This is a genomic window from Herminiimonas sp. GW821-FHT09C12 (assembly GCF_059416385.1).
Window position 1 is genome coordinate 1,024,799 of sequence record NZ_JBWKPC010000002.1, and the last position, 25,681, is coordinate 1,050,479.

Here is a 25,681-nt window from a genome sequence, read left to right on the forward strand (position 1 = left end):
CACAACTGACTTATGTCATTGATCAATAAGGGAAATTAGATTGCGCTCAAATTCGGGCGTATCAGTGCAAAACACCTGTTTATTCAGATGCTCCGCATTTTTTACTGAACACTGAGTATTTTTAAATCCCGCTAGAAAATAAATTGATCGATGGACAGTTAACTCAATCCGGATCCAGCAAACGCGGCCCCGCTCCTTGCTCCGAAAGCACATCCTGCGGATTACGTAACTTGCAATGGTCAAGCGAGAGGCAGCCGCAACCTATGCATAGGTTGAGCTGATCGCGCAGTTGCACCATCTTTGCAATGCGTTCATCCAGCTCTGCCTTCCAGCGCACTGACAACTTTTCCCAATCCTTGGCCGTTGGCGTTCGACCTTCCGGCAATGTCGCCAGCGCTTCACCTATAGATGCGAGTGGAATACCAACACGTTGTGCCACCTTGATGATCGCAACGCGACGCAGTACATCGCGCGTATAGCGGCGTTGATTACCAGGATTGCGCCTGCTCGTAATCAAGCCCTTGGCCTCATAAAAATGTATGGCCGAGACAGCGATACCACTGCGCTCGGCCACCTCGCCAACCGTCAATTCCTTGTGAAGCTGATCGGCATTGATTTTTCCCATGGCTTTCTCTTGACCTTAAGTTAAGTTGAGGTTTTACACTGACTTTCGTTTATACGCAACACACGGGAACTGACGTAATAAAAGCCTCACCAAGCTTAATTAATTCTTTTTAACTGTATGCATATACAGCATATTATTGGCACGCTGATTCAGCAGCGTTTTGTCTCAAAACAGTATTTTGGAGATTCCATGAGCGCACAACTACCCGCCCTTTCCATACGGGAAATGACGAAGATGAATGAAAAGATCAATGTCGCCTTGATCTACGGCAGCATACGTGAAGGACGCTATTGCGACATCGTGGCGAAATGGGCTTGCTCGCAGATACGTTCACGAGATGGGTTCGCGCTTGATATCGTCGATCCGGCAACACTGTCTTTATCGCCACCACTGGAACGCGGCGTCAATCCGGATCTGGAAGATTTGAGAGAACGTCTGGAGCAAGCCGATGCATTTATCATCGTCACGCCTGAATACAACCACGGCTACCCTGCTCCGTTAAAGCATTTGATCGATTCCGTTAACAAGGAATGGCAAGCCAAACCGGTTGCGTTTGTGTCTTACGGCGGAGTGTCTGGCGGCTTGCGTGCAGTAGAACAACTGCGTCAGGTATTCGTGGAAGTGCATGCAACGACTATGCGCAATAGCGTCAGTTTCGCCAATGCATGGGAACAGTTCGATGAGCGCGGCAATTTGTACGCACCTGTACGTGCCGAGAAATCGATGGAAATGATGCTGGCGCAATTGAGCTGGTGGGCAAGCGCGCTGAAGGATGCGCGTAGTAGCATCCCGTACAGCATAGTTGCAACCTGAGATCAGATCTCTCCAGCAAGGGAGGGTCTGATCTTCGGTCTACTTACTTCTTCTCAGGTTTGACTATCACCGTACATGTCATTCCTGCGACCAGATTGTGTGCTTTATCCAAGTCATCAATCTTGATCCGCACCGGAATGCGTTGTGCCAAGCGCACCCAGTTAAAAGTTGGATTAACGTCAGCCAGTAATTCTCTACCGGTCGCAGCATCGCGATCGGTAATACCGCGCGAAATACTTTCGATGTGACCTTGCAAGGTTGGGCCACCGCTCATCAAATGGATTTCAACCTTGTCGTTCACCTTCAGATACTGCAATTTGGTTTCTTCAAAATAGCCACTCACATAGTATGAGTTGCTATCGATCACAGCCAATTGCGCCACACCTGCAGTGGCAAAATCGCCGGCATACACATGCAGATTAGTCACATAGCCATCGACTGGTGAACGCACTTCAGTACGTTCCAGATTGAGTTGTGCGATATCGCGTGCAGCTGCGGCTACCTCATATTTTGCGCCAGCGATGGATGACAACGAATCCGCTGCCTCACGACTCTCACTCGTCACGATAGAGGCATCCAGTCCGGCGCGTCGTGCCGCTTCCTTGCTGCGTACCCGTTTCTCTGCTTGTTGTGCTGCCAGCGCTGCTTCAGCTTGTATCAGTGTCTGGCTATAGCGGCTCTTGTCTATGCTGAACAACACATCGCCTTTATGCACGAATTGGTTATCGTGCACAGCAACGCTAGTCACGATACCCGAGACGTCCGGTGCAATATGAATGATGTTGGCCTTGACGCGGCCATCGCGCGTCCATGGCGAATCCATATTGTCGTCCCACAGGTATTTGCCAAACAAGATGGCAACCAGCAGCAAGACAGCGGTAATGATGTAACGCAAATAAACGGACGTACGCATGAGAGTGATCCCTCTTTTTAGTAAAGTAGTAGTGCCAGCGCACCGAATATACAAACCAGCAGACACAGCCGGAACAGTGAGCGATGCCAGACATATTTATAAATGCCGAAATGGCCGCACAGCCAGTCAACGCCTATATGTATCAGCACACTCAACAAAAAAACCAATAGCAACGATGGCGCCAATATGCCAAAGATGGAAATTTCACGCGGCATGAGTGCTTGCTCCGTTCGGCGATGTTGATTCGATGGAAAAATCGCTCAATGATGAATCGAGCAGCGATGCATTGATCATGTGCAAGTCGGTCAAGGCACGCTGCAATTGTGCGGCCTCGCCAGTCTTCAGATTTTCTTTATCCAACAGCAAGGTGCGCAGCATTTTCCCAGCATCTTGCGTTGCTATGAGCGCTTGCGCATGCTGTTCCATTTCAGGACGTCGGAAATAATCAGCCAGGCTGGCGATGCATTTTTCTTTTGCAATACGCGCAAGATGGTCGGCGCGCAAACGCGCACTCAATTCACGCAAATCAAGAATCGCGTGCCCCAGCTCCAGCAACACTATCGCCTGATTCAAGATACGACGTGTCGCCGCATCCGGCGTACCACGCACACCCATACTCAATTGATTGAGCAAATCGCGCACGCGGCTTTCGAAGTGATGACGCAGGTGTACCGCATCGCTGAGACAAAGACGCAAAGCTTCGCCCCACAAAGATTCTGCGATATGACGACGCGAGCCTTGCTTGTGTTCAGGCAGGATCAACGCAAACATCAACGCGGCAAGAACCAGACCTATGATTTGCGCCATGCTGTCATTGATAAAGTTGGAGACATTGAAGCGCATCATGTTCTCCGGCGCGATCATCTGCGCAAACATCAGATTGAAACCAATACCGATACCAGCCACCTTGCGCCAGGTACTAAGATATGTCGCCACGATCAAGAACGGCAGCATTGCCAATACCAGCATGCCATAGCCTTCTACGTGATTGAGCATGAAGAAGGCACAGAAGAATGCAAACGGTGTCGCAATCGCAAAGCCCAATGTCGTTTGACGAATCAGACTGCTAGGATCGGGCGAAGATGCAGCCAAGCCGCAAAAAACAACCATGATGATGACCGCACCACCTGCGCTAGGCCAATTCAGACCGTACCAGGCTAATGACAGCAACAACAATGCAGCAGCACTACGCAAACCAGCAGCCATTGCAATCACGGGCGGCGTTTTGGCGCTGTATGCGAGGATCTTTTCCTGACTCTTCACCGGCATATCGGACAAACGCTTAGGCAAATCGTGATAAATCGCAACCAGCCTATACAGATCATCGCTAAAGCGCTGCAGCAATTCCAAGCCTGTATCAAGATTCAAGCGTTGCTTGTCGTTGTGCGGATGTTGCAAAAAGTTGCGACGCGCATCGGTAATCATTTGCGGCAAGGCCTGGCGCAGCTCAATCAGTTTGTCATGTGTAATACCTGCCTCAACACCGGTTCGCGCCGGAATATTGCTTACCAACAAAGCTTCAGAAAAAGCGGTGTAAAGCGGCATCATCAAATCAGGGACCAGCATATCTCCCCGATCACGCAAACGTTGCATCAGCTGATGTAGCGTATGAAATGTCGTCAGGCTAACCATCGCCGCTGCATTGAATGCGTGCAATTGCTGATTGCGCACACGCACATCACCAGCCTCAAAGAAAGCAGCCGCACGACCTGACTCCAGCGCTGCGACTTCCGTTGCGAACTGCAGATGCAAGCGTTCCATTTGCTCTGGACTTAAACGCCCTTGCATTGCATCGATACAAAGCTGCGCAAAATTGCGATACAACTTGCGCACGGCTTGTACCAATTGCTCGCTCTGATGTTTAGGGAACAAGGCGTCATTCACCAAGGCCGCACACAAGATGCCTAATGAGATTTCCGTCACACGCGAGACGGCCAGATTGAATACGGTCAAAGGTGCATCAATCGCCGGCACTGCAATCATGCAAGCCGTATAACCTGCCAACACAAAGCCGTAGGAACGCGCATTGCGCATCAAGGCAGAACCGGCGGTACACAAACCCACCCATGCTGCGAGTGCGATAAACAAGGGCACACTCTGTTGCGGAAACAAGGCTATGAGCGTTAGTGCGGCAGCACAACCGACTAGGGTGCCGAACAAGCGGTAGATACTTTTTTCCAGCGCCATACCACTGCTAGGCAAAGCGACAATGAAAACCGTCATCATGGCGCTGCGTGGTGAATCAAATCCCAGACGAAAAGCGATCCACAACGCGAGGAAAGCTGCCAACAAGGTTTTAAGAACAAATATCCAGCGCTGCCCTTCCGTATCTATCCAATCCTGCGCAACCACGCGTGCACGGCGATACCACGCGGCAGGCGGTGCTGGCGTCGCAGGTGTCGATTCGGATTCGGCCGCGATGTTCATACTTCTTGCACTTCTTCCAGATTAGCGAGTTGCTGTCTGAGCATGATCTCTTGCAAGGCCAGGCTCTTGTCGTTGATGCCTTCATACGTTTTGTTCAGAATCGCCCAGTAATCCGGCGATACATGTTCGACGCGCTTTCTGCCGGCAGTGGTCAGCGATATATCGACGCTGCGTCTATCCTCCAGACTGAAGCGACGCTTGATCAAGCCCTGTTTTTCCAGGTCGTTACAGATGCGCGTCAGATTGGCTGGTTTTTCCGAACAAGCATCGCCCAGATCGGATGCGCGTTGTGTCTCATCATCCGAACCATAAAGCACCATTAATGCGGTGTAGCCGACGTTGGTCAGGCCGTGTTTTTTCATCACGGCATTGAGTTGATCCTGTGTACGTTTTTGGATGTGATACGCCAATCGGCTCAACGTCACCAACTGCTGCGGATGTTCCGGCATGCGTTCACCGCAACGAGCGATACGGCGTACCGTACTGTCAAAGTTACTCATGGCTTGTCCTTGCTGCTGATCGCATTCTGTTTCACATCGCTGGCTTTGCCATCGACTTGTTCAGGTACATAACCGCCACCCAATGCCAGCATCAAGGCAGCATGACTCTCCAGCATGCGTGCATTGATTTGCACACGCTGTTGTTGTTGCGCCAGCAAAGTCACTTCGCTATTAAGCAGAACCAGGAAGTCCGTCATGCCAGCTGCAAATCCCTTGCTAGCCAGGACGCGCGCCTTGGTTGCCGTTGCCAGTGCACCGTCATTGAGATTTTTTTGCTGCTGCAATGATTGTGCTTCGACCAAGCTATTGGCTACGCTTTCCAGCGCATGAATGAGCGTGCCGTTATAGGTTTCTACCGCAATGTCATACGCTGCTGTATGCGCGCCAAGGTTGCTGCGCAAACGACCGCCATCGAAAATCGGCAATGAAATAGCCGGGCCAATTCCGCGTATCGCCGACGAACCAGTGAGGAAGTTGCTAAAGCCTATGCCCTGAAAACCGGCGAATGCCATCAAATTGATATTTGGATAGAACGCAGCTTTGGCCACGTCTATCTCTTTGGCAGCAGCTTCCACTTCCCAGCGTCGTGCAGCCACGTCCGGACGACGGCCGACCAGATCGGCAGGCAAGGCAGACGGCAATTGCAGCCAGGCACTATTATCAAGAGACAAGGTCGGACGCGTAATTTTTTCACCAGCGGCTGGACCTTTACCACTGAAGGCCGCGAGTTGATTGCGTAACAGCGTAATGGACTCTTCGTATTGCTCAATTTGTATGTGCAGCGGTGGCACGGCAGCTTCCAGTTGCGTGACATCCATTTCAGTTGCCAGTCCGGCAGCCAATCGCTGACGCATTACATGCAAGGCTTTCTCGCGATGTGCCAACGTATCTTCGGCGATATCTTTCAAGGCAAACTGCAATGACAGTTGCACATAGCTGCGTACGATATTGTTTTCCAGCGCAAGTTGTGCGATCTGTGATTCGGCAGCAGCAACTTTGACTTCATCTACTGCTGCAGCCAGTGCCTGACGCTGCTTGCCCCACAAATCCAGATCGTAAGTCATCTCTACGGCAGCACGGTTGTACCAAGCGTAGTTACCCGCTTCTGGAGGTGGAATGAAATCGTGTGCGGAAAATAACTGGCGCGTCATGGAAGTTGATGCTTCCACATTCGGCAAGGTCGCCGACTTCGCCAAGCCGGCATAGGCCTGCGCTTGACGTACCCGCGCTTCTGCAATATGCATGTTTGGATTGTCGCTCAGGGCAGCAGCTATCAAGCTATTTAGTTGTGTATCGCCGTAAGCATGCCACCACTGAACTTGTGGCCATTGCGCAGCGGCATTTTTTGCTGAAAGAGTAATATTGGAACCACCATCCAGACTATTCGCATCCATCTGTTTTGCCTGCGGCTTGATATTGCCCATGTCGGCGCAAGCGCCAAGCAACGCCGTCAAGCAGACCAGACTCAGATAAGTAATTTTTTTCATCATGATGCAAAAGCCAATCAAGATAGTGATGGATGTTTTATTTTACTCCAATATATTTTACTAATGAAGTATATTTTTACGAAATATCGCAAACAAGCGTATTTCGAAAAATATGACCTACCTTGTCAATATAGATAAAGCATCAAGAAGTTGTCGGGAAATAATTCGGCCAGAGCGGCCATGCCGATACGCTTGATTAATAGAGTTATCTATTCATCAAGCGTATGAAATACCTACAGATTCACAAGAGGAATCCAGCTACCAATATGATCAATGCTTCCTTACCGGCGCATTCAAACGTATAAAACGCAGCACCAGTAACCAGGCACCGCTATACGCCACACCAACCGCAGAAAGGGCAAATATCACGCGCCAGTGCCAATCCGGCGCCATATGCAATATCGTCCCCATGATCGCCACGCCGACCAAAGCACCGATCTGACGATTTGCATTCAACGCCGCGGCAGCACTATTCGCATGTAGACGCCCTGCCATTTGCAACACGGCCGTCGTCATCGCAGGAATCGCAATACTCACACCGAAGTTGCAAGTACCCACCGCTAACGCAAACAACCAGTACGACGTTTGCGGCGTCAAACCAGTCAACAATCCTGCCAGCACAGCCGCCAAGCCCAGACCAAGCAACATCGGCAAACGTGGTCCCCACTGCGCCGTGATACGACCTGACATAAAGTTACCGATAAAAATAACCGCCATCGTCGGTAGCAACTGCAAACCTGTTTGCAAAGCATCCGCACCTCGTGCCTGCTGCAAGAACAGACTCAGGAAAAACAGTAGTCCATACACGCCAAAATTAATCAGAAAGCCTATCCCGTTGGCCGCGGCAAAATGCGAATTCGCAAACAATTCGCGTGGAATCAAGGGTGCGGCTCCGCGACGCTCATGTCGCACCAGGAAGAAAGCAGCTATCAAGGTGATAACGATCCCAGCCATAATCGGAGATGAGCCCCAGCCAAAAACCGGACCTTCAATCAGCACAAAGCTCAATGCCGCCAGCATCACAACACCGGTTAAATGACTAAGGATAGTCAAAGGACGCCAATGACGCGCAACGTTGGGAATCACTCTGTTCGCCAACATCAAACCCAGCAAGCCCACCGGCACATTGATCAGAAAAATACTGCGCCAGCCAAACCAGTGGATCAACACACCGCCAACCAAAGGACCGATCGCGCCTGCTGCGCCGACCGCTGCCGACCAGATGCCCAGCATCTTGGCGCGTGTATGGTCATCCTCATACACATGCGTCATCAAGCTTAAAGAACTAGGCATAAAGAACGCGGCACCCACGCCCTGCAACAAACGCGCAGCTACCAGCGTGACGCCATTGGGCGCAATACCGCACAGCAACGAAGCCACGACAAAAATCGTCAAGCCAAACATATAGATTTTCTTGGCGCCATAACGATCTGCCAAGGCACCGCCCACCATCAACATCGCAGCAAAGGTCAGCGTATAACCATCGACGATCCAGACCAGCATGGACAGTGGAGCTGACAAGCTCTCTTCTATCGAAGACAAACCAACGTTGACCACCGTGACATCCAGCATCGCCATCACAAATCCGATCGCCAGCGCGACCAGCGGCAAATAACCAGCGTGCGATGGCGCAGCCAGCGTGGAAGGGCTTAGTTTTGGGGCTTGCATCGTCATGATGTGCTTTCTGTACTGCGTGATCAGAGCAGCATTTTAGACCTCTTGTGCGATGCAATAAATAAGCATAATCTCATTACTATGATGCAAATTTGCATCATCAAACAAACAGGAAATGATCATGGATTGGGATAACGCCAGAATTTTTCTTGCCATTCAACGCGTAGGTACACTGCGCGGAGCGGCCGAACAATTGCAGATCGATCAAGCCACCGTCGGGCGCCGTCTGACAGCCATGGAAAAATCGTTGGGCACGCGCCTTTTCTTGCGTACACCGGCCGGTTATGTCGCCACGCCAGCTGGCGAGCTAGCAGTCACCGCGATAGAAAAAATGGAACAAGCCGCAGATCAGCTGCAGCGGCAAATGCAAGGTACAGATGAGCGCCTGTGCGGCGTCGTGCGCGTGGCAGCAACAGATACGATGGCCAAGCATGTTTTAATGCCCGCCATGCAGAAGCTTCATGTAAAGCATCCTGACATCCGCGTCGTCCTGACTACGTCCAATCAGGTTTCCAACATCACACGACGCGAAGCTGATCTTGCCGTGCGTACCGTACGACCAACCAGCCCGGATCTGATTTCTCGTCATTTGAAACGCTTGGCCGTTGGCTTGTACGCATCCAAGGCTTATCTGAAAAAACACGGAATGCCGCAGCCAGGCACCGCGCTCGCTGGACATGATGTCGTCATCTATCAACGAGCGATTTACCCCAGCCAAAGCGAAGCACTATGTGGCGAATCTATCGCCAATGCACGCGTCACGATGGAGATCAGCTCCGGCATGATGCTGTTCGAAGCCGTCAGTGCCGGTTTGGGAATTGGAGAATTGCCTACGCATATCGGCGATGCAGGTGCACAGCTCGTGCGCTTATGGCCGGAACGCTTCGAGCCTTACGATCTTTGGTTGGTGCTGCATAGCGACTTGAACCGCACCGCACGCGTACGTGCGGTAGCCGATGCCATAGTAGAAACCTACGAAGAATCCTGAAGAAACGTCTTATTTGGAGTGGCGAGACGAGACGACAATCCCGCCCACAATCAATATGAATGCAATGCCGTGATAAAAATGCGGCATTTCACCCAAAAACGCTGAAGACATCACCGCCGCAAAAAGCGGTGTCAAATTACTGAAGAATCCCGCTATCGTCGGTCCTACCCGCTGCACGCCCACACCCCAGCAACGCAGCGCAATAATCGCGGGGCCGATCGCCACGAACATCAATGCTGCAAGCAAAGGCCAGCCCCAAGTGATCTGCAGATCACTTACTGCCCATTCACCAGCGACAAACAAGCCTGACCAGGCGACACCGAACGCAACTTGTGCCAACAGAAAAGCCGCCCAGTTACTGCGAATTTCTTGCGGATCTTTCGGCAAAGTCAGTAACCAGCTATAAAAAGACCAGACAATCGCCGCGATAATCATGAAGATATCGCCAGCCACCAAACGCAGAGCCAGCAATTGACGTAACTCACCGCGACTCAAGACTATCAACACACCAACGATAGACATCACCGCACCCAGTGTTTGCTTGTGCGACACCTTGACACCAAAGAACAGTGTACCGATCAGCAGCATCCAGACCGGCATGCTGGCAGCAACCAAGGTCACATTAATCGGCGAAGAAGTTTGCAGCGCCAGATATTGCAAAGTGTTGTAGAGACCAACGCCCAACAAGCCCAATAAGGAAAAGCGCTTCCAATGCTGCCAGAATCCACTGTCACGACGAAATATCCAGCTCGCCAACGGCAGCAGAATCAGCATCGCGATAGACCAGCGGAAAAAATTCAGCGTAACCGGCGGCACCAAACCATTGACTGAGCGACCAACAATTGCATTCCCCGCCCACATCAAGGGAGCGATCGTAAGCAGCAATGCAGTTGATGGCGTTATTTTCTGAGTCATGAGCAAACAAATGAATTAAGCGATTGCAAACCGGAAGCATGCAATCGTGAAAAATGGGTAAGGCGATCCGAGAGGATACTTGATATGTCTGACATTCGTCTGACTATGCGCACAAACGTCATACGCGCAGTCAAACAAATGAACGACGCGCTAATGATTTTTTCTACACCATCTAGCGATCGTTCGATTGAAATACCTAGTCAGTTTTCGATGCGGTTTGATACTTCAATCAAATTGAAATCCGGATCGCGCAGATATAGAGACAAGATCGGGCCAGTTGCGCCGGTGCGTCGAATCGGCCCTTCCAGCACCGTGACGCCGCAGGCATTGAAATGCTCCAGCACTTCATCCAAGGGCACGGAAGTGATGAAGCAAAGATCAGCCGAACCAGGAATCGGATGCTCGGCTTTCGGTTCGAACTCTTTGCCATGTTCATGCAAATTGATTTTCTGGAAGCCGAACGAAAGTGCTTTCCGCCCTGCTCCGAAAATCACAACTTCCATGCCCAGCACACGCTGATAAAAGGCAGAGGTCAGTTCGATGTCTTTTACCGTCAGGACAAGATGATCAAGGTGATCCAGTTTCATAGCGATGTCGAACTATGGTTGATGGATCTCCATTATGTGCCAAAACAGCATGATGGAAAAATTGAACATCTTGCCTGAGATCGCGTTCCTGCATCACTGAATTCAATCAATGATGATAGCGATACTCTTGCGTATAACCACCATAACCATACGAAGCGGCTCTGACATCCTGCACGTAGATATAACTTTCCTCATGCAGATTACCCAAGATGCGTTCAAATCCGGCAAAGGCTTCCTTGATGTAAAGCGCCTTCTCATCCTTGGTATTGGTTTCGTCAGTAATCTTGATATCGAAGTAGAAGCTATTCTTCTTTTGCTCGCTCAAGAGATGACCACCAACGACCCAACTATCGTGCGCAACGTAGTCGATGGCAATGGCAGTGACTTCGCGTTTCTTTTTCAGTATGCGCGTCGTTAAGTCCAGTAGAAGCTCGGCAATCTGCTTCGTCAGTTCAGGTGATTTTTCTGCGCTTACTTTCACGTTCAGGATAGGCATTTGAAACTCCTTTTTAGTTTGCTATACAACTACTTTATTAAAAAAACTCAGGCAATGACTGAGCGAACTTTTTTTACTTTAGTGACGGTTTCATCAAACTGCGTAGCACCCAACTCCTTCTTCAGACGTTTCGTTACTTCTCCGCTAGCAGCATCTAGCTGCTCCTTCATTGCGATAGCCAATTCGGTTGGCGCTATCGCTGATTCTCGACCATCACGCTCAGTCGCCGTGCGCACCAGCAATTGCATCTGCTGCAAACCATCCAAGGTGCGTGTCGCTGTAGAACGAGAGATAGCCAATGTCGCAGCTAACTCACTCTGCAACATGCCAGGATTAGCCAACACCGCGCGAAGCATGAACGCCTGCGATGGCGTCATCCCGAACGGTTTGAATGCCTTGGTCCATTCACGCTCGAGAACGCGCGCCAAAGCAGTCGTGTTGAAGTAAAGGCAATGATCAAACATGGGTGAAGCATAGGTCAAACTAATTCGCTATGCAACTAAAATCTACATAAGCAGAAGTACGTCTCGGCAATTCCTCTAAACAATCTTGCACCTATACCAGACAATTTAAATTAATATAGTAGAGTTAATTACATAAAAGTAGATTAAGCTACAAATTATGAAATGGATCCTACTCATACTGACCTTGCCCACAGAAAACGCCACAGCGCGTATGAGGGCATGGCGGGCACTTAAAGCCTCCGGCGCGGCTGTCTTGCGCGATGGTGTTTATCTATTGCCAGAGCAAAGTGGCTGTAAAGCAACCCTATCCGAGATTGCCGACGATATCGACAAGAATGGCGGCACGACACACTTACTCCACACGAGTACAGCTAACGATGCATTTCTTACCTTGTTCGATCGCTCGACAGAGTTCACCGCATTGTCCGATGACATTGCGCAATGCCGCGCCAAGCTTAGTGACGATACGGCCACGGAAAATCTCAAACAAGTACGCAAACTACGTAAAACCTTCGATCAGTTAGCGGCCATCGATTTCTTTTCCAGCGAATCACAAAAACAAACCGCGGCCTCATTACTAGAATTGGAAACAGCCGCAATCCGCACCATATCGCCGGATGAGCCACATTCCATCACGGGAGAAATCCAGCGCTTATCGCTTGCCGATTATCGTGGCCGTACGTGGGCAACGCGTGCTCGTCCCTGGATGGACCGGCTGGCCAGTGCATGGCTGATTCGGCGCTTTATCGATCAGAAAGCGAACATTCTCTGGCTGGCATCCCCGGTAGATTGCCCGGCTAATGCATTGGGATTCGACTTTGATGGTGCGACGTTTTCTCATGTCGGCGCCAAGGTGACGTTTGAAACCTTGCTGGCCAGCTTTGGTCTTGATTCTCCTGCACTCGCACGCTTGGGCGGCATCGTTCACTTTATTGATGCTGGTGGCATACAGCCGCCGGAAGCCAGCGGTATTGAGCGCGCGCTGGCTGGCATACGTGCAACCGTTACCGATGACGATCAACTTTTAGCTATCGCTTCAGGCATCTTCGATGGCCTGCTAACTACCTTTGAGCAGGACATTTCAGTATGAGCAACGCCACTTCCACTACAACTTCCAATGCTGATGAACAAGCTCGACCGGATCCAGTCCCTTTCTGGCAGGCGCTTAAGTTGTGGTTCAAGCTAGGCTTTATCGGCTTCGGCGGTCCTGCTGCCCAAATTTCGCTGATGCACAGAGAACTCGTTGAACAAAGACGCTGGATTAGCGAGCGGCGATTTTTGCATGCGCTGAACTATTGCATGCTATTGCCTGGCCCTGAGGCGCAACAACTCGCGACTTATATGGGCTGGTTGATGCACCGAACCAAAGGCGGGATTGCCGCCGGCGTGCTGTTCGTACTGCCGTCCTTATTTTTCCTGATTGCATTGTCCTGGCTCTATATCGCCTACGGCCATGTGCCGCTGATCGCCGGTTTGTTTTACGGTATCAAGCCTGCAATTACAGCCGTGGTCGTGCATGCGGTTCATCGCATAGGTTCGCGTGCATTGAAGAACAATTTGATGTGGGCAATTGCCGCTGCATCCTTTGTCGCAATCTTTGCGATGAATGTGCCCTTCCCTATCATCGTCGCAACGGCAGGAGTAATCGGTTATCTCGGTGGTCGTTATATCCCGCATAAATTTACTGTCGGAGGAAGTCATGGGCAAGCCGATAAATCGTACGGTCCGGCATTGATTGATGACGATACGCCGACACCAGAGCATGCTCAGTTTCGCGGGTCTGGATTGACGAAAATTCTGGTTGTAGGTGCTGTGTTGTGGTGCGTACCTATGGCGGTCTTGACGATGCGATTTGGTTGGGACCACACCCTGACGCAAATGGGATGGTTCTTTACCAAGGCTGCTTTGCTTACTTTTGGTGGTGCGTATGCGGTCTTGCCTTATATCTATCAAGGTGCGATCGGGCACTACAACTGGCTTACACCTACACAAATGATCGATGGTTTGGCCTTGGGCGAAGCCAATCCAGGCCCGCTCATTATGGTGGTCGCTTTTGTAGGCTTTGTCGGTGCTTATGTACAAGCGGTATTCGGTCCTGATTTACAGTTTCTTGCTGGTGCTACCGCAGCTGTACTCGTGACATGGTTCACCTTCTTGCCATCATTCATCTTCATTCTGGCTGGTGGCCCTTTGGTTGAATCTACACATGGCAATCTGAAGTTCACTGCGCCATTAAGTGGAATTACTGCCGCTGTAGTTGGCGTCATTTTGAATCTTGCGGTGTTCTTCGCTTATCACGTCTTATGGCCAACAGGGTTCTCTGGTGCATTCGACTGGATTGCAGCGTTGATGGCCATCGTTGCGGCTGTTGCATTGGTGCGCTACAAACGTAATGTCATGCACGTCATTGCGGCTAGCGCTGTCATCGGTTTGATTTTAAAAACCGTAATTCTCTAAAAAAAAAGCGGATGCAATAAACAATATTGCATCCGCTTCATTCTTGATCAGAGAAAATAGAGAAGCGCCGTATGGCACTTCTCTTTCAACATCAAATTTCTTCGTATAACGGCAAGGTCAAAAATTCCGCAAACGTTGCTGCCGTCGACATTTCCTCAAAAATTTTCGCCGCACGTATATAGCTAGGGCTGCTGCCGTTGGGAGCGTCTTGCTTCACTTTCAGCAATTCTTCCTGAATCATGGGACGCACCATCGCCGCCGTAATCTTGCGACCATCGTCCAATACGCCTTTGCTCGAGCGTATCCATTGCCACACTTGCGAGCGGCTGATCTCGGCGGTAGCTGCGTCTTCCATCAAGTTGTGGATGGGCACACAACCATTGCCGTCCAGCCAGCTACCCAGATAATGAATGCCGACATTGATGTTGTAGCGCAAACCGGCTTCCGTGATCGGCGTCTCTGGCTGGAAGTTCAGCAGATCAGCAGCCGTCGCTTGTACATCGTCGCGCAGCTTGCCTATCTGGTTAGGCTTGTCGCCCAGCACCTTCTTGAACTCTGTCATCGCCAGATCAACCAATCCTGGATGCGCGACCCAACCGCCGTCGTAACCGTCGATCGCATCGCGCTCTTTGTCGATACGTACTGCATTCATCGCCAACTCATTCTTGACTGGATCGTTCTTGATAGGAATCAAGGCTGCCATGCCACCCATCGCATGCGCACCGCGATGATGACAAGTTTTCAGCAACAACAAGGCATAGGAGCGCATGAAAGGCACCGTCATCGTTACCTTGGCGCGATCAGCCAGACAGAAATCCTTGTCCAGCTTGAACTTCTTGATGCAAGAGAAAATGTAATCCCAGCGTCCTGCATTCAAGCCTGCGCTATGGTCTTTCAGTTCGTACAGGATTTCATCCATCTCGAATGCAGCGAGTATGGTTTCGATCAAAACTGTTGCCTTGATCGTGCCTTGCGGTAGCCCAAGTTCGCGTTGCGTCATGACGAAGATATCGTTCCACAAGCGTGCTTCCAGATGCGACTCCAGCTTCGGCAAATAGAAATACGGGCCTGAACCGCGCTTCAGCAATTCATGCGCGTTATGGAACATGAATAACGCAAAGTCGAAGATACCGCCCGACACGCGCTTGCCATCCACCAGCATGTGCTTCTCATCCAGATGCCAGCCGCGTGGGCGTACCAACAGCGTAGCGAGCTTGTCGTTCAGTTTGTAGCTCTTGGCCGTCGTCTCGAAGGAAATGGTTTTGCGTATTGCATCAATCAAATTGATCTGGCCGCTGATCTGGTTATCCCAGTTAGGCGTATTCGCATCCTCAAAGTCAGCCATGTAAATATCGGCACCTGAATTGAGCGCATTGATCACCATCTTGCGATCGACTGGACCGGTAATTTCAACACGACGACATTGCAGATCTGCCGGAATCGGCGCAATGCGCCAGTCGGCAGCGCGTATTGCTGCAGTCTCCGGCAAAAAATCCGGGCGTTCGCCGGCATCAATACGTTGGGCACGTTGAACCCGAATCGCCAGCAATTCTTGACGGCGCGCCTCAAAGCTGCGGCTTAACTTGGCGACCAAGGCCAACGCCTCTGGCGTCAATATCTGCTCGTAATCTGCTTTGAATTCGCCTTCAATTTCAATGCCTGCCGGGAACTCTATCGTGCTCGTTGTCATGCTTGTCTCCATATAAGTAAATCAGTATGTAAATTACTACTCTCCTGTTTTAAACCGCACCCTGAACGGGTGCGGTCTCCTCCTACAAGACGCTTTTTATGCAGCGTTCTTGTGTCCTGCAATACAAACTTTTGCTACCTTGCTGTCAAAGAATTGCTCATCCTCAGTCGAGCCATGCAGCGCTGTAGTGGACGACTTTCCTTGTTGAATAACTTGTGTGATGGCATCGAAATAACCGGTACCAACTTCGCGCTGATGCTTGACCGCGGTGAAGCCTTTATCCGCAGCAGCGAATTCGGCTTCCTGCAGCTCGACAAAGGCCGACATCTGGTTACGTGCGTAACCGTGCGCCAGGTTGAACATCGAATAGTTCAGCGAGTGGAAGCCAGCCAGCGTGATGAACTGGAATTTGTAGCCCATCGCGCCCAACTCTTTCTGAAACTTGGCGATGGTTGCATCGTCCAGATTCTTTCTCCAGTTGAAGGATGGCGAGCAGTTATAGGACAGCATCTTGCCGGGGAATTTGGCGTGGATCGCTTCGGCGAATTGTTTGGCGAATTGCAGATCCGGTTTGCCGGTTTCGCACCACAACATATCGACATACGGCGCATACGCCAGACCACGCGATACCGCCTGATCGAAACCGGAACGGGTTTTATAGAAACCCTCGACCGTGCGTTCGCCAGTCAGGAAAGGTTGATCGTTTTCATCAACATCGGAAGTCAGCAAGTCAGCAGCTTCTGCATCGGTGCGTGCAATGACCAAAGTCGTTGTGCCGGATACATCGGCTGCCAGACGTGCGGCGTTCAGCTTCTCGACTGCTTCGCGCGTTGGGACCAATACCTTGCCGCCCATGTGGCCGCATTTCTTGACCGATGCCAGTTGATCTTCGAAGTGCACGCCGGCAGCGCCAGCTTCGATCATCGACTTCATCAGTTCATAGGCATTCAAGACGCCGCCAAAACCGGCTTCTGCATCAGCCACGATAGGCGCGAAGAAATCGATATCGCCCGAGCCTTCCGACCATTGAATCTGATCAGCACGCTGGAAGGTGTTGTTGATACGCTTGACCACCAGCGGCACCGAATTGGCTGGATACAACGATTGATCCGGATACATTTCACCGGCCACATTGGCATCACCGGCAACCTGCCAACCCGACAGATAGATCGCCTTCAAACCAGCCTTGACCTGCTGCATCGCCTGATTACCGGTCAACGCACCGAGTGCATTCACGAAAGGCTCGTTATTACACATCTCCCACAACTTCTCGGCGCCACGCTGAGCCAGCGTGTGCTCTATCTGCACGGAGCCGCGTAGACGAACAACATCTTCCGCAGAGTAGTTACGCTTGATACCTGTCCAGCGCGGATTGTCAGTCCAATCCTTGTTTAGTGCCTGAATTTGTTGTTCGCGAGTTGCCATGATGAATCTCCTTAGTTAAGTGCTTATAAAAACCGAAACTGGAAAAAACATTGGATTAATCATAGGCGATATTGCGCACAGCAACAATGTCTTATATAAGATATTTTAATTATTTTTTTACCTTATTTATCAATAAGTTATATTATATTTTTCTGTATGTGAAACGATATTCTACCCTTTGGAATTTTTTATTGATGCAGTGCGATATTAATATTCCGTATTATGAAACGATATATTTGGTCGTGAAAAATGTGTTCTTTTCAGCCTTTTTTTGTTGCTTTGATGCAATCAAGGCTTGTGGCAGCGACCGGCCTGTTAGCGCATCGAAAATACAAATCACGGAACAAGCATGGTTGTGACGGCGCATGTCCAAGCCAATCTGACAATTTATGAACAAGACTTACATGTAAGAGCGAATTATTTATGCTTTGCAGGGCCGGATTTTTCATCTATCTGCCCATGCCTGTTAGACTGCGAGTCCTTTTCCGCATCACGCAAGCCGCTCATGACCACAAGTTCCTTCTCCAATCTCGCCCTCTCTCCTGCCATGCTGAGCAATCTTGACTCGCTCGGATACAAGGAGATGACACCGATACAGGCACAAAGCCTGCCGGTGATACTGGAACAGCGTGATTTGATTGCGCAGGCGAAGACTGGCAGCGGCAAAACGGCTGCTTTCGGTATCGGCTTGCTGCAGAAATTGAATCCAACCTGGTTTGCAGTGCAAGCATTGGTGATCTGCCCTACCCGTGAGCTGGCCGATCAGGTATCGAATGAGTTACGCCGTCTGGCGCGCTTTACCGACAACATCAAGGTGTTAACCTTGTGCGGCGGTGCACCTATGCGTCCGCAAATCGCATCACTGGAGCATGGCGCGCATATCGTCGTAGGCACACCCGGCCGCATCCGCGATCACATCTCGCGTGAAACCATCAATCTGTCCAAAGTACAAACGCTGGTACTGGACGAAGCTGATCGCATGGTCGACATGGGCTTTTATGAAGAGATCGCCGGCATCGTCAGCGCTTGCCCGACACGTCGCCAGACTTTATTGTTTTCTGCGACTTACCCGGACGATATCCGCAAGGCCAGCAATGAATTCCTGCGCGATCCGGTCGAGGTCAAAGTTGAAGCGCAACACGACGATAGTCAGATCGAACAGCGTTTTTACGAAGTCGGTTACGACGAACGCAATGCAGCAGTCGCTACGCTACTGAAACATTACCGACCAGTTTCTACACTGGCATTCTGCAATACAAAAATCCATTGCCGCGAACTGGCCGCAGAATTGCGCGCACAAGGCTTCAGCGCACTGGCCTTATACGGCGAACTGGAACAACGCGAACGCGATGAAATCCTGGTGCTGTTTGCCAATCAAAGCTGCTCAGTACTGGTCGCGACCGATGTAGCGGCACGTGGATTGGATATTCAATCCTTGGGCGCCGTGATTAACGTCGATGTGTCGAAAGACACCGAAGTGCATATCCACCGCATCGGCCGTACCGGCCGCGGTCAGGAAAAAGGCCTGGCGTTGAGTTTGTGCGCACCGAATGAAAAGAAATGGGTCAAGCTGATTGAGGAATACCAGCACAAGCCTGTGCAGTGGTTCAACTTGAACGAACTGGAAGTAGCTGAAGGCGGCGACTTGCACGCACCGATGGTGACGCTGTGCATCATGGGCGGCAAGAGAGATAAATTACGCCCAGGCGATTTGCTGGGCGCATTGACTGGCGATGCTGGCTTGACCAAGGATCAGGTCGGCAAGATCAATGTCTTTGAATTCATGACCTATGTCGCATTGGATCACAAGGTTGCGGACAAGGCTTATGCGCGTTTAAGCGAAGGCAATATCAAGGGACGCAACTTCAAGATGCGCTTTATCAATACCGACAGCAACTAAGACTGCAGTATTGATACTGGTATATCAGTGATGATGGTGTGACCAGTTGCCATCTTCCGAATTCATAAACGACTCCACGGCATCTTTCTGGCCGGTCGCGTAACGCGTGATTTCGCCACAGGTGCAAATGCCCTGATACGGCTGAATGTGCGAACAGGCAGAGACTTTCTGCAAAAACACCTGAACTGATTTTGTGCATTTTTTGCACTTGAAGGTCAGTATGCGGGCTGGTTTGTTAGCCATGTTTATTCCTGAATAAATTGAATGCGGGTCTGCATGAAAGCAAACCCGTGATTATAAAAGATCAGCGTGCGGCGAGGCGCCACAGCGATGTGGTTTCCGCCGAACGTGCCTTGTGCAAAGGATCGGTTTCATCCGCTGCGCGTGGATGAGTAGGCTTGGTATCCATGCGCGCGATCACCTTCAAACCTGCCGCCTCTATCATCTGCAGCAATTCTTCACGCGTACGCAAACCCAGATGCTCTGCCAGATCCGACAAGATCAGCCAACCCTCGCCCTTGGCTTCCAGATGTTCCACCAAACCATTCAAGAAGCCACGCAACATACGGCTGTCCGGATCGTAGATCGCATATTCAATCGCCGAACTTGGACGTGCAGGAATCCACGGTGGATTACAAACGATTAAAGGAGCCTTGCCTTCTGGGAATAAGTCCGCTTCCAGCACTTTCACTTTATCGCTCACATCCAATCGAGCCAGATTCTCTTTGGCGCAAGCCAAAGCACGCGCATCCTGATCGGTCGCTACTATCTTCGCTACGCCGCGCTGTGCCAGCAAGGCTGCAATGACGCCGGTACCAGTACCGATATCGAAAGCCAGCTTTTTGGATGGCAAAGGTGCTTCGGCGATCAGGTTCAGATATTCACCACGTACTGGTGAAAACACGCCGTAGTAAGGATGAATGCGCGCACCACCCAACGCCGCGATCTCCACGCCATTCTTGCGCCATTCATGCGCACCGATCAAACCCAGTATTTCCCGCAGAGAAACGACAAACGGACCTGCACTTGCACCATAAGCCTCATTACAGGCGAGCTTGATATCGGGCGCGCGACGCAGTGGAATCGTGTAATCGGCGTCCACTGCGATCAGCACCATGCCTAGCGTACGTGCACGCTGTGATTGCGCCTGTCTATGGAAATTGAAAGCATCGATCGGCGTGGTCGCCGCTTTACGTGGCTTGCGTTCGATACGACGTGCCAAAGCCTGCAACAACTGACGTGCATTCTGGTAATCGCCGCGCCACAGTAAAGCCGTCCCTTCGCTCGCCAGACGAAATGCCGAATCAGCCGTCATCTTGTCATCGGCGACGACGACACGCTTGGGCGCAGTAACACCGCTCTCCGACTGCCAGCGCGCAGAGCGATCTTCGCCCGCTTCATTCCATGTGATGACTGGATGGTCGCTCACGACAATTGCACTGCTAGCTGCGAAAACATGATGGGCATAGGTAAAACGGCCGGTATGGCGAGGACATTCAAAGGCATGCTGATTCCGATTTTTCAAAGACGGAATTGTGCGTCAACTCGCCTTTGCATGGTTGTAAAAGATGGCCGCAGCCGGTGATAGCGTAAATTACTTCTTGTATAACTCAGGCTTGGACTTGTTACGCTGCTCGAAAATCGTTTTCGCATCCTTCTCGGCACGCTCCTGCGTACGCATGGCAGGATCATCATCGTGCAAGGTAAAAAAATCACTCGCTTGCGCACGCATCACATACTTGATCGCGGCAGCTTCGGTTACATCAAATCTTTCCGTCATGAGCGTCGTCACTTCGTCTAGATACTCTTCGTAGGTCATGCTTTTCATCTTAAAAATACTGTTTATTGAACGAAGTAGAGAGTATGCCCTTCAAACGGCTCTCTACATAGCTGAATCGACTTTCATTCGTTTCAATTTAGGCAACACAAATGGCAAATAGTGACTATATTGAAAGAATTGGAGGCTTTTATACCGTTATGGCAAATTGACAAACAATAATCGCCCTATTCATCCATTAAGCTGACGGGCGATCATGTCAGAATGACTCTGTAAAAAACCGCCTTTATACGTAACAGCTAAATTTTCGGCAAAATTGAAGCACACGATTACGAGCAACGAAACTGACAATGAAATTCAAGGATTATTACGAGACGCTAGGCGTACCGCGCAATGCCACGCAAGAAGCGATTAAAAATGCGTATCGCAAGCTCGCGCGTAAATATCACCCCGATGTGAGCAGGGAGATGTACGCCGAAATCCGCTTCAAGGAAGTCGGTGAGGCTTACGCCATCTTGAAAGATTCTTCAAAACGTCAGGCTTACGATCACGAATATCGCCCTCCGTTCACCCGTCGCGAAGCACCATCGCCACCGCAGACGAATCGTGATTACGGCTTCGATTCCAGGGAAGTACCACCGGCGGCCAAACGCACGGAAGAGCATTTCAGCAATATTCTCGATGAAATGATGGGCCGCCCCAACGCTGCGCCTCCTAAAAATCGCGGCATCCATATTCATGGCAGCGATCAGCATGCCAAGGTACAAATTGATCTGGAAGACACGTATCACGGCACCGCGTGCAATGTATCGATGCCTACCTACACAACCGACGAATACGGCATGCCTATCGTCTCCAAACGCACACTCAAGGTCAGCATTCCTAAAGGCATGCGCGCAGGCCAGACTTTGCGTTTGGCAGGACAAGGTTTCCCCGGCACGGGCGAAGGCAAGGCTGGCGATCTCTATCTGGAAGTCGTTATCCGTCCACATCGCCGCTATCGGGTCGATGGCCGCGACATCTATTTCGATGTTCCTTTAACCGCGAACTTGGCAGAGCACGGTACTGTCGTCAATGTCCCAACACCGGATGGCTCTATTCAGCTGGCCATTCCGGCAGGATCAACTGCGGGACGTAAATTGCGTCTGAAAGGACGTGGCATTCCTGGTGATCCAGCAGGCGATCTGTATGCCGTCATCACCAAAGTCGCACCACCAGTACATACCGTAGTTGCGCAAAAAGCATATCGCGCACTGAAGGCTGCTTTCGACTTTTCCCCGCGCGTTAATTCTGATCGATAAATTATCTTAAAACGATGAACAACAGCCTCGTTCAAGGCGCTGCCATCGATTTATTTTAATTAGACGATTCTCAGCAAGGTATGACGCGTACCGGCAAATAACACTTCATTCTTCGGTGCCAGCGCAAGCTCATGCGCGACACTGTCATTCGCAACCACGATGTAACGCACTCCACCATCTGTAGCCAATGCAGTTTGAGGATCGTAGTGCAATCTTTCATGCGCATAAAAACTGGTTGAGAACGACGGCTTGATCGCATAAAGCAAGACCGCATTGCTATCTGCTGTTTTATCAAAAACAGCGACCAAATCGCGATCCGAATTACCATTAACATTGGAATAAATCACGGGCGCAATGCAGGCAGTCACACATGCAACACATGCGAAAGCGATACTGATTCGGCGTTGGAATATTGTCGATTTACTCTCTATCCAGCGTGCCACCAATACAGAAAATGGAATCACTGCAGTCAGGCCGTACGTCCAGATGATATTTCTGCTGAACGTAAAAAACACCAATGGCACCAACGTTGCACACCACAAGAACGATTCCAGCGGTGCAACTTGTCCACGCGGCTTGCGCAGATAGCGCAGTCCCTCTACGACAAACACACCTATCCACGGCAGCACTGCCGCCATCCAGTACGCCCAGATCATCCCGATTACCTCGCGATGCGCATTACCGTATCTATCCCCGGTCCAACCCGGCACCAGGAAGCGCGAAAAGTGTTCGCCCACAATGAAGTAATTAATAAAGCCCGGATAGTAGTGTTCCGCCGCCAAATACCAAGGTAGGAAGATCAGCACACACAACACAACGCCTACACCATCCCACAGTTGCATCAAGGCTTGCACAGGACGACGCTGTACAACGCCATAAACAAGCAAAGGCATGCCTACCAACGCCCAGGTCGCCAAGCCTTTACTGAGCGCACCGATACCTATCAGTACCCAGAAGGCAATGCGCCAGCGACGTGCTGATTGTCCCTGTGCGATCGCGTCCCATGTCTTCCAGGCTGCGAATTGCGCAGCCAGCACAACCGTCATCTGCACCGCATCCGTCATGACTGCACCGGCACTGATAAAGAAAAGTGGACATACCGCAGCAACGGCAATCGGCAGCAATTTATTCCGCACGCCCAAGGCCTGGGCAAATTGCGCGCCTATCGCCAACGAAGCAATAGATACCAACAATGCAGGCAAACGAGCAGTAAATTCACTAATGCCGAATAGCGTCATCGATACGGCGCTGACCCAAGTCGATAATGGTGGCTTGGCAAAGAAAGGCGTGGCCGGATCCATGTGATCCATCAGCCATAAACCGTTGGTCACCATCTGCCGGGCAATTTCTCCATAACGCGCTTCCGTCGTATCCGCCAGCGGCAGATACATCATCAAACCGACTCGAAATGCAAACAAGACCGCGAGGCCAACTACCAGCCAAAATGTCGTCGACTGAATATATTCACGTGCCGATGACCTAGCGTTAGAGTCCAGTCCCAGCACGGCTTCAGCAGTAAGCATTGCCCTGCCATCAGCCGCCATTTTGGCTTGTAAACCGTCATTCGATAGTGATCTCTGCATGTCGCACCTTATCAAGCTGAACGGGGTTTACATGCCCGTCCGTTTTCAATGGTGCCGACTATGCCAAGTGGTTCTTAAGAAATACTTAAAATGTGATTAAGTTTGATATACAAGCTTGAATGATCGATATACCTGACAGCCATCACAGCACATGATCAATATGAATACATACTGTATGTATATGTCAGACATACAATCTTTCTCCATCCAGACGCGCGCGTTATACTGGCCAATAAATTAAAGAACTCGTTAGCCCACCCTCACCACTCGGAAGTTAAGTACTTATGACATACGAAGTAGTCGATACACAGCTCTCCCCAGAAGGTCGCCTGGATATCTTATCCAAAGCCGAAGTACACAGACTGCTCGATACCCGCAATGGCGGCTTGTACCAACTATTCCGTAATTGCGCCCTTGCGGTACTCAATTGCGGCAACGACACCGACGATGCCAAGGAATTACTGGATCGCTATCGCGATTTCGAGATCAGCATCATCCAGCGCGAACGCGGCATCAAACTCGACATCAAGAGCGCACCAGCCAGCGCCTTCGTCGATGGCAAGATGATCAAGGGCATACACGAGCATTTGTTTTCCGTCTTGCGCGATATTCTGTTCACCCACGATGAAGTGATCTCGAATCCGACCTTCGATCTGGAATCGTCAAGCGGCATCACCGACTCCGTCTTCCATATTCTGCGCAATGCCAATGTACTGCACCCGCTACTCAATCCAAAGATGGTGGTGTGCTGGGGTGGTCACTCGATCTCGCGCGACGAATACGATTACACCAAGAAGGTAGGCTACGAAATCGGCCTGCGCGACATGGATATCTGCACCGGCTGCGGCCCGGGCGCAATGAAGGGGCCGATGAAAGGCGCAACCATCGGTCACGCCAAGCAACGCATCGCGACTGGACGTTATCTCGGCATTTCCGAACCTGGCATCATCGCAGCAGAAGCACCTAATCCTATCGTCAACGATCTGGTCATCCTGCCGGATATCGAAAAACGTCTGGAAGCATTCGTGCGTACCGGTCACGGCATCATTGTGTTCCCTGGCGGCGCAGGGACCGCGGAAGAGATTCTGTACATCCTCGGAATCTTGTTACATCCAGATAATGCTGGTCTGCCCTTCCCGCTGATTTTCACTGGCCCGGCCAACTCTGCCGACTACTTCAAGCAGATCGATCACTTCATCGAAGTGACACTCGGAGCGGAAGCACAGAAACTGTATAAAATCATCGTCGACAATCCGGCATTGGTCGCACAGGAAATGCAGGAAGGCATCAAGGAAGTACGCGAATTCCGCAAGAGCAAAGGTGACGCGTATTACTTCAACTGGGGCTTGAAGATCGATCACGCCTTCCAGCAACCGTTTGCTCCTACGCATGAAAACATGCGCAATCTGTCACTGCATCAGAATCAGGAGCGTCATTTGCTGGCGGCCAATCTGCGTCGTGCGTTTTCCGGCGTAGTCGCCGGCAACGTCAAGGACACTGGGATACGTGCGATTGAACAATATGGTCACTTTGAAATCAGCGGTGACCTCAGCATCATGGAACCGATGGATGCCTTGCTCGCTGCCTTCGTTGCGCAAGGCCGGATGAAGTTACCGGGCAAAGCCTATACGCCTTGCTATCGCGTCATCAAGTAAGGCT

Annotated in this window: 24 protein-coding genes; 7 read left to right on the forward strand and 17 right to left on the reverse strand. The window is 50.8% G+C overall.

What is annotated here, in order from left to right:
• Nucleotides 1-163: 163 nt before the first annotated feature.
• Complete coding sequence (soxR, locus tag AC07N2_RS14720; RefSeq protein WP_076591174.1) at nucleotides 164-625, reverse strand: redox-sensitive transcriptional activator SoxR; 462 nt, start codon at nucleotides 623-625, stop codon at nucleotides 164-166.
• A gap of 189 nt (nucleotides 626-814) precedes the next feature.
• Here soxR and AC07N2_RS14725 point away from each other — a divergent pair, with 189 nt between their 5' ends.
• Nucleotides 815-1,438 carry an NADPH-dependent FMN reductase gene (locus AC07N2_RS14725; RefSeq protein WP_494778924.1) on the forward strand — a complete coding sequence of 208 codons (624 nt, stop codon included), beginning with the start codon at nucleotides 815-817 and terminating at the stop codon, nucleotides 1,436-1,438.
• Between the two features lie 43 nt (nucleotides 1,439-1,481).
• Here AC07N2_RS14725 and AC07N2_RS14730 read toward each other — a convergent pair whose 3' ends face one another.
• From AC07N2_RS14730 to AC07N2_RS14755, 6 genes are all read right to left on the reverse strand, one after another.
• Nucleotides 1,482-2,351 (reverse strand): efflux RND transporter periplasmic adaptor subunit, encoded by an 870-nt coding sequence (locus tag AC07N2_RS14730; protein WP_494778925.1) that lies wholly within the window; start codon nucleotides 2,349-2,351, stop codon nucleotides 1,482-1,484.
• 17 nt (nucleotides 2,352-2,368) lie between these two features.
• Nucleotides 2,369-2,566, reverse strand: coding sequence for a DUF1656 domain-containing protein (locus AC07N2_RS14735; protein WP_494778926.1), 198 nt, complete (start codon nucleotides 2,564-2,566; stop codon nucleotides 2,369-2,371).
• A complete protein-coding gene (locus AC07N2_RS14740) occupies nucleotides 2,556-4,778 on the reverse strand; it encodes an FUSC family protein (protein WP_494778927.1) in 2,223 nt (740 codons plus the stop codon). The genes AC07N2_RS14735 and AC07N2_RS14740 overlap by 11 nt, the downstream gene beginning before the upstream one ends.
• Entirely contained in the window at nucleotides 4,775-5,278 is a 504-nt protein-coding gene (locus AC07N2_RS14745; protein ID WP_494778928.1) for a MarR family winged helix-turn-helix transcriptional regulator, read from the reverse strand. The genes AC07N2_RS14740 and AC07N2_RS14745 overlap by 4 nt, the downstream gene beginning before the upstream one ends.
• Nucleotides 5,275-6,768, reverse strand: a complete 1,494-nt coding sequence (locus tag AC07N2_RS14750; protein ID WP_494778929.1) for an efflux transporter outer membrane subunit — start codon at nucleotides 6,766-6,768, stop codon at nucleotides 5,275-5,277. Before AC07N2_RS14750 ends, AC07N2_RS14745 begins: the two co-directional genes overlap by 4 nt.
• Before the next feature lie 267 nt (nucleotides 6,769-7,035).
• Complete coding sequence (locus tag AC07N2_RS14755; protein ID WP_494778930.1) at nucleotides 7,036-8,439, reverse strand: MFS transporter; 1,404 nt, start codon at nucleotides 8,437-8,439, stop codon at nucleotides 7,036-7,038.
• 121 nt (nucleotides 8,440-8,560) lie between these two features.
• Between AC07N2_RS14755 and AC07N2_RS14760 the strand changes: the two genes are divergently transcribed.
• Entirely contained in the window at nucleotides 8,561-9,427 is an 867-nt protein-coding gene (locus AC07N2_RS14760) for a LysR family transcriptional regulator (RefSeq protein ID WP_494778931.1), read from the forward strand.
• 9 nt (nucleotides 9,428-9,436) lie between these two features.
• On the opposite strand, the gene AC07N2_RS14765 is transcribed toward AC07N2_RS14760, so the two are convergent.
• From AC07N2_RS14765 to AC07N2_RS14780, 4 genes are all read right to left on the reverse strand, one after another.
• On the reverse strand, nucleotides 9,437-10,342 hold the full coding sequence (locus AC07N2_RS14765; protein WP_494778932.1) for a DMT family transporter: 906 nt from the start codon (nucleotides 10,340-10,342) through the stop codon (nucleotides 9,437-9,439).
• A 200-nt stretch (nucleotides 10,343-10,542) separates the two neighbouring features.
• On the reverse strand, nucleotides 10,543-10,929 hold the full coding sequence (locus AC07N2_RS14770) for a VOC family protein (protein ID WP_494778933.1): 387 nt from the start codon (nucleotides 10,927-10,929) through the stop codon (nucleotides 10,543-10,545).
• 106 nt (nucleotides 10,930-11,035) lie between these two features.
• A complete protein-coding gene (locus tag AC07N2_RS14775) occupies nucleotides 11,036-11,425 on the reverse strand; it encodes a tautomerase family protein (protein WP_494778934.1) in 390 nt (129 codons plus the stop codon).
• Between the two features lie 47 nt (nucleotides 11,426-11,472).
• Nucleotides 11,473-11,889 (reverse strand): MarR family winged helix-turn-helix transcriptional regulator, encoded by a 417-nt coding sequence (locus AC07N2_RS14780; RefSeq protein WP_494778935.1) that lies wholly within the window; start codon nucleotides 11,887-11,889, stop codon nucleotides 11,473-11,475.
• Between the two features lie 157 nt (nucleotides 11,890-12,046).
• Here AC07N2_RS14780 and AC07N2_RS14785 point away from each other — a divergent pair, with 157 nt between their 5' ends.
• A complete protein-coding gene (locus AC07N2_RS14785) occupies nucleotides 12,047-12,979 on the forward strand; it encodes a chromate resistance protein ChrB domain-containing protein (protein ID WP_494778936.1) in 933 nt (310 codons plus the stop codon).
• Nucleotides 12,976-14,346 (forward strand): chromate efflux transporter, encoded by a 1,371-nt coding sequence (gene chrA / locus AC07N2_RS14790; protein ID WP_494778937.1) that lies wholly within the window; start codon nucleotides 12,976-12,978, stop codon nucleotides 14,344-14,346. Before AC07N2_RS14785 ends, chrA begins: the two co-directional genes overlap by 4 nt.
• A gap of 91 nt (nucleotides 14,347-14,437) precedes the next feature.
• Here the strand turns inward: chrA and aceB are convergent, their stop codons facing one another.
• Together aceB and aceA are read right to left on the reverse strand one after the other, a co-directional pair.
• On the reverse strand, nucleotides 14,438-16,036 hold the full coding sequence (aceB, locus tag AC07N2_RS14795; RefSeq protein ID WP_494778938.1) for a malate synthase A: 1,599 nt from the start codon (nucleotides 16,034-16,036) through the stop codon (nucleotides 14,438-14,440).
• Between the two features lie 96 nt (nucleotides 16,037-16,132).
• A complete protein-coding gene (gene aceA / locus AC07N2_RS14800; RefSeq protein WP_494778939.1) occupies nucleotides 16,133-17,461 on the reverse strand; it encodes an isocitrate lyase in 1,329 nt (442 codons plus the stop codon).
• A 505-nt stretch (nucleotides 17,462-17,966) separates the two neighbouring features.
• On the opposite strand from aceA, the gene dbpA reads away from it, so the two are divergent.
• Entirely contained in the window at nucleotides 17,967-19,361 is a 1,395-nt protein-coding gene (dbpA, locus tag AC07N2_RS14805; RefSeq protein ID WP_494778940.1) for an ATP-dependent RNA helicase DbpA, read from the forward strand.
• A 24-nt stretch (nucleotides 19,362-19,385) separates the two neighbouring features.
• Here the strand turns inward: dbpA and AC07N2_RS14810 are convergent, their stop codons facing one another.
• The 3 genes from AC07N2_RS14810 to AC07N2_RS14820 form a co-directional block, all read right to left on the reverse strand.
• Nucleotides 19,386-19,604: a hypothetical protein gene (locus tag AC07N2_RS14810; protein ID WP_041296516.1), complete on the reverse strand. Its 219-nt coding sequence runs from the start codon at nucleotides 19,602-19,604 to the stop codon at nucleotides 19,386-19,388.
• A gap of 61 nt (nucleotides 19,605-19,665) precedes the next feature.
• On the reverse strand, nucleotides 19,666-20,790 hold the full coding sequence (locus AC07N2_RS14815) for a methyltransferase (protein ID WP_494778941.1): 1,125 nt from the start codon (nucleotides 20,788-20,790) through the stop codon (nucleotides 19,666-19,668).
• 165 nt (nucleotides 20,791-20,955) lie between these two features.
• Nucleotides 20,956-21,180, reverse strand: coding sequence for a hypothetical protein (locus AC07N2_RS14820; protein ID WP_076591160.1), 225 nt, complete (start codon nucleotides 21,178-21,180; stop codon nucleotides 20,956-20,958).
• Between the two features lie 308 nt (nucleotides 21,181-21,488).
• Between AC07N2_RS14820 and AC07N2_RS14825 the strand changes: the two genes are divergently transcribed.
• A complete protein-coding gene (locus tag AC07N2_RS14825) occupies nucleotides 21,489-22,439 on the forward strand; it encodes a DnaJ C-terminal domain-containing protein (protein ID WP_494778942.1) in 951 nt (316 codons plus the stop codon).
• 59 nt (nucleotides 22,440-22,498) lie between these two features.
• Here the strand turns inward: AC07N2_RS14825 and AC07N2_RS14830 are convergent, their stop codons facing one another.
• On the reverse strand, nucleotides 22,499-24,022 hold the full coding sequence (locus AC07N2_RS14830; protein ID WP_494778943.1) for an ArnT family glycosyltransferase: 1,524 nt from the start codon (nucleotides 24,020-24,022) through the stop codon (nucleotides 22,499-22,501).
• 284 nt (nucleotides 24,023-24,306) lie between these two features.
• Here AC07N2_RS14830 and ppnN point away from each other — a divergent pair, with 284 nt between their 5' ends.
• The gene (gene ppnN, locus AC07N2_RS14835) at nucleotides 24,307-25,677 is read left to right on the forward strand and encodes a nucleotide 5'-monophosphate nucleosidase PpnN (RefSeq protein WP_494778944.1); all 1,371 of its coding nucleotides are present in this window, start codon (nucleotides 24,307-24,309) and stop codon (nucleotides 25,675-25,677) included.
• Nucleotides 25,678-25,681 lie beyond the last annotated feature (4 nt).